Here is a 14,293-nt window from a genome sequence, read left to right on the forward strand (position 1 = left end):
TCCGTTGCTGAACACCGGGGCGACGCGCCCGGGCTGGTCGCTCGTCGCGCGTCGCCCAACCGGTGTGGGACGTTATTTGATAAAGCGAATCTGCTCGTTGATGTCGGCGATCACCGGCACCTTGCGTTCGTTGTAGGTCAGCTTGTTTTTCTCGAACAGGTTATTGCCGTGCGTGTCGATGGAGATGATCAGCGGACCGAATTCTTTTACCCGGTTGACCCACAGGGTTTCCGGCATCCCCAAATCGCGCCATTGCGCGTCTTCGATTTTCTCCACGCAGGTGGCGGCCAGTACCGCGCAACCGCCGGGGAACACCGCGTGTACCGCCTTGAATTGCTGGCAGCCCGCCTCGGTGTTCGGCCCCATGCCCCCTTTGCCGACAATCAGTTTCACGCCGGTCTGCTCAATAAATTCTTTTTCGAATTTTTCCATGCGCATGCTGGTGGTTGGGCCGATGGAGATCATGTCGAAGGTGCCGTCGTCCTTTTCCACCACGATTGGGCCGGCGTGCAGAATAGCGCCGCCGCGCAGGTCAACCGGCAGTTCGCGCCCCAGTTCAATCAACCGGCGATGCGCCACATCGCGGCAGGTCACCAGCGTGCCGGTCAGGTAAACCACATCGCCGATATTCAGTTCAGCCAGGTCTTCGTCTTTGATGGGAGTGGTCAGAATCTTTTTCATAATACGGCACCTTCGTGAGACAGGATTTCATAGGACAGATCGGCGGAGAAACGGATGGCGCCGCGGCGATGTGCCCAGCAGCCGGTGGACACCGCGACCCCGATGGTGGAAGGGTGACGGGCGGATGATTCGATGTTGACGCCCATCACCGACGATGCGCCGCCCAGCCCCTGCGGCCCCAGTCCAACCTGATTCAGCCCGTCTTCGAGCAGTTTTTCCATTTTGGCAGCGTCGGCGTTCGGGTGTGAGGAATCGACCGGTCGCAGAATGGCTTTCTTGGACAAGCGGGCGGCGGTTTCCACTGAGGTGGAAATGCCTACGCCCACCAGCAACGGCGGGCAGGCATTCACGCCGTAGGAGGTGATCACATCAAAGACGAACTGGTTGACGCCTTCGTAGCCTTGCCCCGGCATCAGCACCTTGGCCGCGCCGGGCAACGAGCAGCCGCCGCCTGCCATATAGACTTCAATGGTGCAGTGGTCGTCGTCAGGGATGATTTCCCAGTCCAGCCAGGGCACGCGCGAGCCGGTATTGGTGCCGGTATTCTTTTCAATGAAAGTTTCCACCGCATTGTGGCGCAGCGGCGCTTTTTTGGTGGCCTCCAGCGTGGCTTGCTGTAACACGTGTTCCAGATCGCCGATAAACGGGAAGCGGGCGCCGACGGTAATAAAATATTGAATGACGCCGGTGTCCTGACAGCAGGGGCGGTCCAGCTCATCCGCCCGTTTCTGGTTTTCGAACATAGAGTCGTAGACCACTTTGGCCAGCGGGCTATCTTCCCTGGCTCGTAATTCTTCCAGCTTTTTAATGACGTCGGTGGGCAGCCGTTTGCCGACATAGCCGGTAAAACGGGTCATGACATCAATTAATTCCGATATGGATTCAGTATTCACAATAACCTCCGGGTGTAAGAGCCTAATGGGGCAGGCATCTAAAAATGCGTTAATGGCGCGATTCATCAGGCCATCGACGTTTTCATGACCTTACGTTTACGGCTGACTTCAATGAGCAGCGTTAACAGGGCGGACAATAAAAGCAGCGCCGCAATGGCATAGAGCGCGAGGGAAAAATCGCCGGTTTTTTCTTTTAACCAGCCGATAATCGCCGGGCCGAAGAAACCGCCCAGATTGCCGATGGAGTTGATGGCGGCCAGTCCCGCCGCGGCGGCCGGGCCGGATAAAAACAGTGACGGAATGCTCCACAATGGCGGTTTGCAGGAATAAATACCGATGCTGGCCAGCACCAGCGCCAGCATGGCGAAATCGAGGGAATGAACGGAGCCGGCCAGCACAAAGCCGAGGCTGGCGAGAATACAGGCGCTGACCACATGCCAGGTGCGCTCACGGGTGGCGTCCGAATGTCTGGCCCAGAAAATCATCGCACCCACGGCAATGGCCGCCGGAATGGCGTTGATAAAGCCAATCTGCAGCGTGCTCAAACCGAAGGATTTAATAAACTGCGGCGACCAGATATTTAACGAATACAAACCGGCGGAGGTGCCGAAATACACCAGCGCCAGCGTTAATACGCGAATATCCGTCAATCCTTTCAGCGCGCTGGTTTTGGTTTCACTGCTTCTGGCGGCCTTTTCTTCTTTCAGCGTTTTCACCAGCCATTGTGTTTCCTCCTCATTCAGCCAGGTATTTTTTTCCGGCTTGTCATTCAGATAAAAGAAGGTGAACCCGCCCAGCAGGATGGCGGCGACGGCGTCGAGCAGAAACATGAATTGCCAGCCGGTCATCCCCATCACGCCATGAAAACTCAGAATGGCGCCGGCCAGCGGCGAGCCCAACATGGATGAAATGGGCGCCGCCGCCATAAAAAACGCGATCACCTGAGCGCGGCGTTTGACCGGAAACCAGGTGCTGAGATAAAGAATAATGCCGGAAAAGAACCCCGCTTCCGCCACGCCGAGGAAAAAACGCAGAATATAAAAACCGGTAACGGTTTTTACCGATATCATGCAGGCGGCCACAATTCCCCAGCTAATCATAATGCGCGCCAGCCAGATACGCGGGCCGACTTTTTGCAAAATAATATTGGAGGGAACATCCGTGAAGAAATAGCCGATAAAAAACATGCCGGCGCCGATGCCAAATACCGTCGAGGAAAAACCCAAATCCTGATTCATGGTTAATGCGGCGAAACCGATATTGATACGATCAAAAAAAGCGATGAAATACGCGAACATGACAAAGGGCACTATTCGCCAGGTTATTTTTTTGAGTGCCGCACCTTCAAGGTCTTTTTTCATGATGCATTCCAGATTGATAAAAATAGGGTAATAAAAATGACGCCCGACAAGGCGATAAGGGTCATGGAAATAAGCGAGGTGACTATGCACTGGCGTGGAATGGCGATCATCCATCAGCGTTTATATAAATAATTCGTATAATTTGTCGTGGTGCGTGGGGGAGGGGTAATAGAATGACGTCGATCAATGTTTCACGTATTTTCTGCCTGATGATGACCGTATTTTTACGGTTGATTAAAAATAAAATAACAGAATGAGCGCGAATCAATTTTCCATTCTGTGATAAAGATCAGCTATGACGCAAAGAGCGATCCTCTACCGGTTGTACAGAAAAAAAACAGCGTTATGATTTATTCAAATATTTCACATAATCGCCTGAGGAAGAGAATGGAGCTTAACCAGCTGCGCTGTTTTATTGCCGTTGCTGAAACCCTGCATTTCGGCCATGCGGCTCAGCGGCTGGATATGTTGCCTTCTGCGCTGGGGCGGCATATTCGTTTACTGGAGGAATGCCTGGGCACCCGGCTGTTTATTCGCTCGACGCGTAACGTGGCGTTGACGCCGGACGGGCAAACCCTGCTGGGAGAAAGCCGCAAACTGCTGGCTGACGCCGATGCGCTGGCGACTCGCTTTCGCTGTCAGGGAAGGGTGAACGCCAGCATTCTACGCATGGGGGCGATCGATAGCGCCGCCATCGGCCTGATTCCGCATCTGCTGCACTTTTTTCGTCAGGTGTATCCCGAGGTAAATGTACAGATTCACGAAGATAAAACCTCCCGCCTGCTGCCCAAACTGAAATCCGGTCGTCTGGACCTGATTTTTATTCGCCCTCCGGAGCGCCGGGCGCCCTGGTTAACGACGCGCTTTCTGCTGTATGAAAACGTGGTGCTGGCGATTGCGGAACACCATGAACTGGCGGGGCATCAGGACGTCGGGATTCAGGATCTTGCCGCCCTGCCGTTGATTGTGCCTGACCGGCGCGCGCGGCCGCACAGCCATGATTTGACCATGAACCTGTTTAGCGACGCGGGGCTGAAGCCGAACGTGGTGCAAAAAGCGGATGAAAAACAGACCATTATCAATATGGTTGCGGCGGAGGTCGGCGGCGCGATCATGCCGCGCTGGGTATCCCGCATGTCGGTGCCGAATGTTCGGTTTATCCCCATTCGGCGTCAGGACGCCTCGTCATGCAAAGGATTGCCGCTGGCCGCCGCCTGGATGAGCACCGGTAGCGATCCCGTGCGCGACAGCATGATTGCGATTCTGGAGCGCGAGCTGCCGTCGATTGCCCAGCAGTTCTGATGACGACGCCTTTTGGTTAGCGCACGGCAACCCGTAGTGTCGGTTGCCGTGCGGCAGGCAGCGTTTTCAGTGTATGACCAACTGCTGACCGGCGACCGGCACCAATGAGTGCTCGTCCAGGGTGTCCAGCCGCTTGCGGGAAATCACGTCGTCCACCACAAATACGCTGATGACCTCCACCAGATGCGCCGCCTGATGATTCAGGTTGTCGGTAGCGCAGGCGGATTCTTCAACCAGCGCCGCATTTTGGTGAGTGACCTGATCCAGCTGGGCGATGGCGGTGTTAATCTGCGCGATGCCTTGCTGCTGCTCGTTGGTAGTGATGCCTATCTCGTTGATCAGTTGCGCCACCTGACGGGATTGTTCCATCAACTCGCTTATGGTGCTGCCCGCCAGATTGACCCGGTCGGAGCCGGTTTCAATTTTCTTCACGCTTTCGCCGATCAGCGATTTGATTTCGCGTGCGGCGGAGGCGGAGCTTTGCGCCAGCGAACGTACCTCGTGGGCGACGACCGCAAAGCCTTTGCCTTCTTCGCCCGCCCGGGCGGCCTCCACCCCGGCGTTCAGCGCCAGAATGTTAGTCTGGAAGGCGATATTGTCGATCAGGCTGATGATTTCGACGATCTGATGTGAGCTTTGGGTGATGTCCGCCATGGTGGCGACCACGTCTCCCACAACCTGATTGCCTTTTGAGGCAGTCAGACTGGCGGCGTTGGCCAATTCGGTCGCCAGCCTGATGGTTTCGACGTTATGGCTGACCGCGTTACTGATTTGCTCCATAGACGCCGCGGTTTGCTGCAGGCTGGCGGCCTGCTCTTCGGTGCGCTGGCTGAGGTCATTGGTGCCGGCGGCGATTTCATTGGCGCCTGAGGCGATCGCATGGCTGCTCTGGCTGACCTGCTCGACGATGTTGATCAACCCGCCGCGCATCTGGTCGATGGCGGCCAGCACGCTGCCGCTGTCTTTATCCCGTACTGGGATATTCGTGATCAGGTTGCCCTGCGCGATCTGTTGGGCGATGCTGGCGGCGTCCGCCGGTTCGCCGCCCAGCTTGCTTCTCACCTGATGGGTAATAAACCAGGCCACCAGACTGCCGATCGCCATTGCGATGATAGCCAGCGTCAGCATGGCTTGCCCGGCGTTATCCGCCAGCTGTTCCGAACTGTGCGCCAGGTCGGTGGTGGCGTTTTTCTGATAATTGATAATGTCATCAATGGCGTTGAAGACTTTATTTTGCGCCGGCTGGAATTCATTCAGAATAACCGCTTTTGCCTCTTCATCCCGGTTTTCCAGCGCCAGCGCTTCAGCTTTTTTCAAAGCCTGAATATTTTCAGGCCGTACGTTTTCCAGATGTTTCAATAATACTTTCGCATCCGGGGAAACGGTCATACTGCTGAATGTATTGATAATCTCCGTGCTTTTATCAATGGTTTCCCTGATGCGTTTGCTTTCCGCTTCCATTTGCGCCGTGTCGGTCATCATGACCATATTTCGAATGGCGTTGGCGACAATATTAATATTGTCTTTATAGGTATGGATAAGAACCAGTTTAACCAATCGGTTTTGCGCCAGCGTTTCGATATTTCCGCTTAACTGGTGCAATTGAAAACGACCGAAACTGGCGACCAGAAAGCCAATGATAATGACGGCGGCAAAGCTGATACTGAGCAGCGTGCCCAACTTCATCTTTTTGAATAAGTTCATAATATTCTTGCCTGTGTGTAAACGCCCGCGTGCACGATGGCGATGCCAGAACGAAAGGGGTATCACGCCGCCGTCGCTATTACGGTTAAGGCCTGACACGCCCGTTATTTATTGGGTTGTGACCCTTTTTTCCGGTGTTGTTGTTGCAGGTTGGTCGCCCCGGCATCCAACGGCAATATCCGCCCGCGGTTTGGAAGCTGGCCCCGCGAGTGCTGAATGTTTGCGTTCAATGACGAGGCGCAGACGCTGTACCATGCACGCCCGTTAAAGGATACCGCCACGCTACTGCTTTGGTCTGGTGCTGGACCCTCGCCTAAATCGGGCGAGAGCAAAAGAATGGATGCCGGCTTAGGCATACGTCACGCATCATTGCAGGCGCGGCCTGGATTCAGGCTTGTCGAACAGCGTCGCACTCGATCCGAACGACAGCGACAAGCGATGATTATTTGAACTACTCATTTGACTATGAGCGGCGTTTTGCCGTTTGTCTAATCGCCTCCCTGTGTATTTTTTTGTCAACAAGGCCGGGAAGCGCTCCGGTAAAGTGACGCCAGCCCGGCGGGCGCGCCCAACCGCGTGCGTGGCGCCGTCCGACGGTTCACGCATATTTATGTTTTAACAGACCGCGGGCCTAAAGACGGCGGGCGCGGTGCCGTTATGTTTCAATATGTGTCAGAAAGATTCGGCCTGATGGTGTGTGACTACACCCTCCATGCTGAGTCTTTGCTGATGACTCATGACAGGCACTGCACAGGATTCCCGATGACTTCTCCCATCTCTTTCAACCGTTCTGCCGCGGGTACATCGGCGCAGAATGCCAAAACTGATACTGACGCCGGTAGTACGACTCGTGCCGGCGCGCAAGCGGATGCGCCCCAGGAACAACCGTCGGTCACCTCCGTGCTGGTGCAATTCAGCGACGAGGTTCGTAAACGGATTGATACCGCAATGCGGACCAATATGAGCAAAATGAACGATTTTGAGCAGGATCTGGCGCGCGGACGCATCGAACAAATCAAACGGCGCATCCAGATGCTGAAGATGATGATGCTGTCGCTGGTCGGTCAGTCGGTTCCTCCCGGCGTGCTGCGCGAAATCCGCCAACTGGCCGCAGAGCTGGGCCAGGCGGCTAAAACCCTGAATGAAGGCGGGGGGAGCGGCGCGGCTAATACCGGAGCGGCGGGCGTGGCGGGCGGCGAAAATCAGTCCGGCGCTGTTGCTAACGGCAGTGGCGATACTTCCGCTTCCGCGCTTTCCGGGGCGATGGCGGTGTCCGCCGCGGGCGAGAGCGCGTCTGCCGAATCCGAGGGGGTGGGGGACGGTAGTGACCACGCAGCCGGGGCGTCAGCGGCGGCCAAAAGCGATGGGGACGCATCCGCGCAGGAGGCGGAGCAATTGCAGAGCGTGGCGGCCGCAATCACCGAACGGGGCGCCGGGTCGCAGCAGCGCAGGGCGGATGCGAAGTCGGTGCAGGATGCCGTCCGCGAGCTGAAATCGCTGCTGGCGATGGTGAAACATGCCAGCAGAAACGACGACAAAGAAGCCCAGAAACAGATTCAGGCCATAAATCAATATATTGCCGACACGGAGAAGACGGTTCAGTCGATGAGCATGACGGGAGGCGGAGTCAGCGTCGATCTGTCTGTCGGTCCCGCGGGTAATGTCTCGATTGATGTACAGGTCTGATGGTCAGGCGCGCAGCGTGGCTACGCGCAATAATTCGGGGAGTCGGCGTTTTTCCTCCTCCCCGACGGCTTGCCCGATATGCCGCTTGCGCGGTGGGTTAGCGTGACGCCAGCGCCAGACGCCAGGCGGCGCTGTCATCGTGTGACCGCTGCGGCTGAACGGTGTGACTGGCGAGGACGAACACATTCATCAGTTGTACCAGATGACCGGCCTGAGCGTTCAGGCTGTCGGCGGCGCTGGCGGACTGTTCCACCAGTGCGGCGTTCTGCTGGGTGACCTGATCGAGCTGGCTGACCGCCTGATGGATCTGGCCGATGCCGGATTCCTGTTCTGAGGTGGTTACGCCGATTTCCTGAATCAATTCCGCGACATGATGGGCCTGAGAGACAATCTCTTCCATGGTGACGCCGGCGTGGCCGACGCGCTGCGAGCCGCTTTCCACTTTTTCCATGCTCTCGGTGATCAGTTCTTTGATTTCCCGGGCGGCGGAAGCGGAGCGCTGCGCCAGCGAACGCACCTCGCCGGCCACCACCGCGAAGCCGCGGCCTTGTTCACCCGCGCGGGCGGCTTCCACCGCGGCATTCAGCGCCAGGATGTTGGTCTGGAAAGCAATGCCGTCGATGACGCTGATAATGTCGCCGATTTTGCGTGAGCTGGTGGTGATCTCTTCCATAGTGCGAATGACGTCGCTCACCACTTCGCTGCCTTTGGCGGCCGTCTGGCTGGCGGTGGTGGCGAGCTGGGCGGCTTCGCGCACCGTGTCGCCGTTCTGGCGAATAGTCTGGCTGATTTGCTCCATCGAGGCGGCGGTTTGTTGCAGGCTGGCGGCCTGCTCTTCGGTGCGCTGGCTGAGATCGGCGTTGCCCATGGCAATCTGCTGCGAGCCGGTGGCGATGGATTCGCTGCTCTGGCGCACCTGACTGACGATATGGCTGAGGCTGTCGCGCATCGCGCGCATGGCGGCCAGCAGGCTGTGGTGGTCGCTGGTTTTCAGCATGACATCGACGGACAGGTCGCCCTGCGCCACCTGTTGGGCGATATGCGAGGCATAAGTCGGTTCGCCGCCCAGCTGTCCTTTCACCCGGCGGGTGATCAGCCAGGCTACCACGGCGCCCAGCAGGGCGCTGATGGCGGTCACGATCAACAGCAGGGTGCCGGAGTAGCTGGCATCCGCCATGAAACGTTGCGACATGGCGATGGTGTCGTTCTTGTGTTCGGTGATCATGGTGTCCATCGCGTTGAACAGCACGGTCTGCGTGGTCAACAGGTCGCCCAGAATCAGCGTGCGGGCTTGTTCCTGCTGGCCGGACATGCTCAGTTCAATCACTTTCCGTACCGCATTGGAATAAGGCGGGCGCGCCTGATTAATTTGCGCCAGCAATTCGCGTGACTTTTTCAGCTTCAGTTTTTCATCCAACTGCCTGAGCAAGTCGTTGTTACGGTCGATGAGCTGCTCAAGATCGTGTTTTTCCTGAGCGAGGTGGGCGGCGTCGGTCTGTATGGCGCTTTCCCGAATAATGCGGGCGGCCGCATTCAGGTTGTCCTTAATTTCCTGCATGGCAATCAGGTTATTCAGGCGAATATTGGACAGGTAATCCAGATTATTGCCCACATGAATCAGCTGGCTGCGTCCGAAAATCGCGACGATAAAGCCTATCAGGATGACCAGTATAAAACCGGATCCGAGCATAGCGCCGAGTTTCATATTTTTTAGTATCTGCATCATGTGCCTTATTCTATTTTAGTGTTGCCGTCATGAATGGATTCGCATTCCTGGTGTGAAGCGAACTGTGCGTATTGGTCGTGATGGGCGCTGGCGACGAAAACGTTGCCGAAGCAATCCATAGCGGAAATAATCCGTCGCGAATTGATCTCAACCTGTTAGCGGTAGGTAACGAAATGATTTTTTAGTTAATTAACTTTTTAACAAAATGTATACGACAGCTGGTTGGTACGGTGAGCGGGGAAATAGGCGGGCAGGATAACGACAGGCCAGTGGTTGCCTGATAAAAATATCATCCACTAAAACATTTAACGTCGTTAAACATTATGGCTGATGAATGCGTCTGCATTGGCGGAAGGTAAAAAGAATATCGGCCGGCAGGGCGGCAATATTTCGGAATAAATATACCCGCCATACTTCATGTTGCAGATCCGTTGTTGCTCGCTCCAGCCACTTACCTGAGTAAGCGGCCGGGGATTTGCGGCGACGTAAATAATTCAGGATATATGCCGCCTGTATGGGGAAGTGGAATTCGTTTTCCGCTTCCCCACGGTATGAATCAGATCGGTAGGTTAGCGTGATGTCAGCGCCAGACGTAAATCGGCACGGGGAGGATACGCGGCGTGTTCGTCTTGCCGGTGATTTCCCGCGACCACAAATACATTCATCAACTGCACCAGATGGCGGGCCTGATCGTTCAGACTGTCGGCGGCGCTGGCGGACTGCTCCACCAGCGCGGCATTCTGCTGGGTGACCTGATCGAGCTGGTTGACCGCCAGATTAATCTGGCTGATGCCGGATTCCTGCTCGGTGGTCGTGACGCCGATTTCCTTGATCAAATCGGCGACGTGGCGCGCCTGCGTCACGATATCGTCCATGGTGGTACCGGCGTGACCGACCAGTTGCGAACCGCTTTCCACTTTTTCCATGCTCTCGGTAATCAGCTCTTTGATTTCCCGGGCGGCGGAGGCGGAGCGCTGCGCCAGCGAGCGTACCTCGCCGGCCACCACCGCAAAGCCGCGGCCCTGCTCGCCGGCGCGGGCGGCTTCCACCGCGGCGTTAAGCGCCAGGATATTGGTCTGGAAGGCAATGCCGTCAATGACGCTGATAATGTCGCCGATTTTGCGCGAGCTGGCGGTAATGTCGTCCATAGTGCGGATAACGTTACCCACGACGTCGCTGCCTTTGGCGGCGGTGTCGCTGGCGGTGGTGGCGAGCTGGGCGGCCTCACGTACGGTTTCGCCGTTCTGGCGGATGGTCTGGCTGATTTGCTCCATCGAGGCGGCGGTTTGTTGCAGGCTGGCGGCCTGCTCTTCGGTGCGCTGGCTGAGGTCGGCGTTGCCCATCGCTATCTGCTGCGAACCGGTGGCGATGGATTCGCTGCTCTGACGCACCTGGCCGACGATGTGGCTGAGGCTGTCGCGCATCGCACGCATGGCGGCCAGTAGACTGTGGTGGTCGCTGGTTTTCAGTATGACATCGACGGACAGGTCGCCCTGCGCCACCTGTTGCGCGATATGTGAGGCATAAGCCGGCTCGCCGCCCAGTTGCCCCTTGATGCGGCGGGTAATCAGCCAGGCGATCAGACTGCCGGCGACGGCAATCAGCGCTGCCAGCGACAACATCAATATACCGGCATTGTCGGCTTGTGATTCCGAGCTGTCAGCTGCCGTAGAGGTCGCGTTTTTCTGGTAGGTCAGCATGGTTTCTATCACTTTGAACAGTGCGTCCTGTGCGTTGCGCACGTCGCCCAGAATCAGGCTTCTTGCCTTCTCTGATTGGTTCGATAGCCCCAGTTCGATGGCTTTTCTGACCGCTTCCAGATAAGCCGGACGTTTCTGTTCAAGCTGGTCGAGCAAGGCGTTTTGTTCCGGTGTCACCGAAGTTTTACGCAAGATGGCGATAATTTCGCTGTTTCTTGGGATGATCGCATCAATACGCTGTTTTTCCGTAGTCATCTGTTTGGGGTCGGAAAGCAGGGCAATATTTCTGATAACCCGCGCTGCGATATTCAGGTTGTCTTTGTATTCCTGTATCAACAACAAATTGGTAATGCGTTCCTTTGAGAGTGACTGGATATCCCCACTGAGTTGACGAAGCTGAAGCTGACCATAAATGGCGACCAGAAAACCGATCGCAATAACCAGGGTGAATCCGGTGCCTAACATGGATCCGAGTTTCATGTCTTTAAAAAAACGCATAGCGTCACCTTATTTATATAAGATTAATTTATTTCCCTGATATGCCCGTCATACTTCAAGTTGCAGGTGCGTTGACTGCGTTACTCGGCCCATTTTATGGGCCTCGCCCCTTTGGGGCCGCTGCCAGCAGCGTTCAAATCGGCTTACGCCAGTTTGTCGCTCACCCCAGTCACTTACTTGAGTAAGCTCCTGGGGATTCACTCGGTTGCCATCTTCCTGCAACTCGAATTATTTAGGGTATAAATGTCGGCTTCCGTAACCTGTTTCAGGCAATGACAAGGTAGCCGGCGAAGAGTCTTCGTCAGTACATGCCCCCCTGTATATGGGTTGAATATTAAACCGTTAAGAAATCTATACCCTTATATTTAACATGGTTGTTTGAGTTATCCGGCCTGCCCGCATGCAGGATTACGGTGAGCCGTATGCTGCAACCAGAAATCTATTAGGTATATAATTGATTCAGGCTGCTAATCAAACCTGAAAAAATAAAAATGAAAACACGTTATTCAGGCAATACGGATGCCTGAGAGAAGGTTCTTCCTGAACAGAAGGCAGTATGTCGAGTTTTTAAGGGTTTGTCGATGAATCAAAATGAAAGAGTGTTGCTATGATGGTTATTTTATTTCTGCATAGTTAAAAAAAGGTTTTTAATGGAAATGACAAAAATAAAATCCCAACTATGAATAGAATTTCATTTATTTTATGTGAAAGAATAAATCGCTGGATCCCTTTTTTCGCCCGGTTGATGAGTTTTTATTCTTACTGGGTTAGGCTATGTCCGGCAATTATTGGCAACTGTTAGAGCCTATCCCAATAGGCTATTTTACTTGCCATTTTGGCCCTGGGCAGTGCTCGAAATCCTCACGTACTACGTGTACGCTCCGGCTTCTCCGCGCTGTCCGTGTCCAAACTGGCTACGCCAATTACGCCTATTGGGATAGGCTCTTAATGGTCATTTTCTGTTGCCGGCGATGCGGAGCGTGTTACCGGGCGCGAGGAAGATTAACAGGAGTGAAGGTGGAAACCCTCCGCCGCAGGCGGTGACGGCGGAGGGGTAAATGTCAGAACTGTTCCCAGTCGCTGTGATTGGCTTTGTTCGTTAATGCCAGTTTGGATCGTGCCGGTTTTTTGCGTGCAGGCGCCGAGTGTGGCTGCCGCTGGGGAGTCTGGCTGCTAAATGTGTTGTGAATAGTGAATACGCCCATCAGTTCCACCAGTTTTGCCGCCTGCTCGCTCAGGCTGTCGGCGGCGCTGGCGGACTCTTCGACCAGCGCCGCGTTTTGCTGGGTTACGCTATCCATCTGGGTAATAGCCTGATTGATTTGTGAAATACCGGATTCTTGTTCCTGCGTGGTGACGCCGATTTCGCTAATCAGGTTGGCAACGTGCTGCGCCTGGGTGACGATATCCGTCATGGTTTCACCGGCGTGCTCCACCAGTTGAGAGCCACTTGCCACTTTTTCCATACTGGTGGTGATGAGCTCCTTGATTTCACGGGCGGCGGACGCCGAGCGCTGCGCCAGTGAGCGTACTTCTCCCGCCACCACCGCGAACCCCCGGCCTTGTTCGCCGGCGCGTGCGGCTTCCACCGCGGCGTTAAGCGCCAGAATGTTGGTCTGGAAGGCGATGCCGTCAATCACGGCAATGATGTCGCCAATCTTACGGGAACTGGTGCTGATATCGCCCATGGTGGTGATCACGTTGCGCACGACTTCGTTGCCTTTGGCGGCGGTCTGGCTGGCGGTGTTGGCGAGCTGGGCGGCTTCGCGTACGGTGTCGCCATTCTGACGAATGGTCTGGCTGATTTGCTCCATGGAGGCGGCGGTCTGTTGTACGCTGGAGGCCTGTTCCTCGGTACGGCGACTCAGATCGTTGCTGCCGATGGCGATTTCGCTGGAGCCGGTGGAAATGGATGCGCTGCTATCATGTACCTGCTGCACAATCTTGCTCAGTCTGTCGCGCATATCGTTCATGGCGGCCAGCAGGCTTGCGGTATCGCCCGGTTGCAGATCGACGTTGATGGCCAGATTGCCGCCGGCAATCTGGCGTGCAATGTCGGAGGCATACACAGGCTCGCCGCCAAGCAGGCTTTTGATTCTGCGGGTAATCAGCCAGGCGATAGCGAGGCCCAGTACCGTAGAGATACCCGTGAATGCCAGCATCAGTATACCGGCGGAGCGCGCCGAGTCGCTGGCATCGTCAGCCGACCGCCGGGTATCGCTTTTCTGGTAGTTCACCATGTCGTTGATGGCTTTAAAGTAATTGTCCTGCGTCGGTTTCACTTCATTCATAATGGCGCTTTTGGCTTCATCCAGCTTGTTATTCAGACTGAGTGAAATGGCGTTCTGCGTAGCGGCAAGGCTGGCTGGCCGTACCTGGTTGATCGCTTCAAACAGTGCCTTTTCTTTGGGAGTATTTGCCAATTCAGCGATGCGCTTCAGGATTTCGCCATTTCTGATAATGACTTCGTTGATGCGCTGTTTTTCCTGCGCTACCTGATCCGGTGCAGTAAACAGCGTCAGGTTACGTACCGAAATGGCGACGCTGTTCAGATTATCTTTTAGTTCTTGAATCAGCAGCAGCCCTTCCATCTGGTCGCTGGCCAATGCATTGATATTGTCACTTTGCTGTCGTAATTGAAATTGCCCATAGGTAGAAACAAAAAAGCTGATAATCAGTACGATAACAAAACCGGCACCGAGCATGGTGGCAAGTTTCATGTTCTTGAGAATGCTCATGGTT

At 55.3% G+C, this 14,293-nt stretch carries 9 protein-coding genes; 2 read left to right on the forward strand and 7 right to left on the reverse strand.

The annotated features are described in order from the left end of the window. Positions 1-72 precede the first annotated feature (72 nt). The 3 genes from ttdB to DXXMK7_RS00850 all read right to left on the reverse strand — a co-directional run bounded on the left by ttdB (position 73) and on the right by DXXMK7_RS00850 (position 2,935). Entirely contained in the window at positions 73-681 is a 609-nt protein-coding gene (gene ttdB, locus DXXMK7_RS00840; RefSeq protein WP_038664423.1) for a L(+)-tartrate dehydratase subunit beta, read from the reverse strand. After that, positions 678-1,538 (reverse strand): L(+)-tartrate dehydratase subunit alpha, encoded by an 861-nt coding sequence (ttdA, locus tag DXXMK7_RS00845; protein ID WP_038920755.1) that lies wholly within the window; start codon positions 1,536-1,538, stop codon positions 678-680. Before ttdA ends, ttdB begins: the two co-directional genes overlap by 4 nt. Before the next feature lie 101 nt (positions 1,539-1,639). Then, entirely contained in the window at positions 1,640-2,935 is a 1,296-nt protein-coding gene (locus DXXMK7_RS00850; RefSeq protein ID WP_038917447.1) for an MFS transporter, read from the reverse strand. A 387-nt stretch (positions 2,936-3,322) separates the two neighbouring features. Between DXXMK7_RS00850 and DXXMK7_RS00855 the strand changes: the two genes are divergently transcribed. Beyond that, the gene (locus tag DXXMK7_RS00855; RefSeq protein WP_038917448.1) at positions 3,323-4,237 is read left to right on the forward strand and encodes a LysR family transcriptional regulator; all 915 of its coding nucleotides are present in this window, start codon (positions 3,323-3,325) and stop codon (positions 4,235-4,237) included. A gap of 66 nt (positions 4,238-4,303) precedes the next feature. Here DXXMK7_RS00855 and DXXMK7_RS00860 read toward each other — a convergent pair whose 3' ends face one another. Then, positions 4,304-5,941 carry a methyl-accepting chemotaxis protein gene (locus tag DXXMK7_RS00860; protein WP_038917449.1) on the reverse strand — a complete coding sequence of 546 codons (1,638 nt, stop codon included), beginning with the start codon at positions 5,939-5,941 and terminating at the stop codon, positions 4,304-4,306. A 762-nt stretch (positions 5,942-6,703) separates the two neighbouring features. Between DXXMK7_RS00860 and DXXMK7_RS00865 the strand changes: the two genes are divergently transcribed. Beyond that, complete coding sequence (locus tag DXXMK7_RS00865) at positions 6,704-7,627, forward strand: hypothetical protein (protein ID WP_038917451.1); 924 nt, start codon at positions 6,704-6,706, stop codon at positions 7,625-7,627. A gap of 97 nt (positions 7,628-7,724) precedes the next feature. Here the strand turns inward: DXXMK7_RS00865 and DXXMK7_RS00870 are convergent, their stop codons facing one another. From DXXMK7_RS00870 to DXXMK7_RS00880, 3 genes are all read right to left on the reverse strand, one after another. Next, a complete protein-coding gene (locus DXXMK7_RS00870; protein ID WP_038917452.1) occupies positions 7,725-9,350 on the reverse strand; it encodes a methyl-accepting chemotaxis protein in 1,626 nt (541 codons plus the stop codon). 572 nt (positions 9,351-9,922) lie between these two features. After that, on the reverse strand, positions 9,923-11,551 hold the full coding sequence (locus DXXMK7_RS00875) for a methyl-accepting chemotaxis protein (protein ID WP_038917453.1): 1,629 nt from the start codon (positions 11,549-11,551) through the stop codon (positions 9,923-9,925). Between the two features lie 1,061 nt (positions 11,552-12,612). After that, entirely contained in the window at positions 12,613-14,289 is a 1,677-nt protein-coding gene (locus DXXMK7_RS00880) for a methyl-accepting chemotaxis protein (RefSeq protein WP_038917455.1), read from the reverse strand. Positions 14,290-14,293 lie beyond the last annotated feature (4 nt).

The organism is Dickeya sp. MK7, from assembly GCF_000406305.1.
In the GTDB taxonomy this organism is placed as follows: Bacteria; Pseudomonadota; Gammaproteobacteria; order Enterobacterales; family Enterobacteriaceae; genus Dickeya; species Dickeya fangzhongdai.

Bases quoted from the DNA above. Each gene is read 5' to 3' on its own strand.
- DXXMK7_RS00865 (WP_038917451.1), top strand. From the start codon at position 6,704: ATGACTTCTCCCATCTCTTTCAACCGTTCTGCCGCGGGTACATCGGCG.
- DXXMK7_RS00875 (WP_038917453.1), bottom strand. From the start codon at position 11,551: ATGCGTTTTTTTAAAGACATGAAACTCGGATCCATGTTAGGCACCGGA.
- ttdA (WP_038920755.1), bottom strand. From the start codon at position 1,538: ATGACCCGTTTTACCGGCTATGTCGGCAAACGGCTGCCCACCGACGTC.
- DXXMK7_RS00870 (WP_038917452.1), bottom strand. From the start codon at position 9,350: ATGCAGATACTAAAAAATATGAAACTCGGCGCTATGCTCGGATCCGGT.
- DXXMK7_RS00860 (WP_038917449.1), bottom strand. From the start codon at position 5,941: ATGAACTTATTCAAAAAGATGAAGTTGGGCACGCTGCTCAGTATCAGC.
- ttdB (WP_038664423.1), bottom strand. From the start codon at position 681: ATGAAAAAGATTCTGACCACTCCCATCAAAGACGAAGACCTGGCTGAA.
- DXXMK7_RS00855 (WP_038917448.1), top strand. From the start codon at position 3,323: ATGGAGCTTAACCAGCTGCGCTGTTTTATTGCCGTTGCTGAAACCCTG.
- DXXMK7_RS00880 (WP_038917455.1), bottom strand. From the start codon at position 14,289: ATGAGCATTCTCAAGAACATGAAACTTGCCACCATGCTCGGTGCCGGT.
- DXXMK7_RS00850 (WP_038917447.1), bottom strand. From the start codon at position 2,935: ATGAAAAAAGACCTTGAAGGTGCGGCACTCAAAAAAATAACCTGGCGA.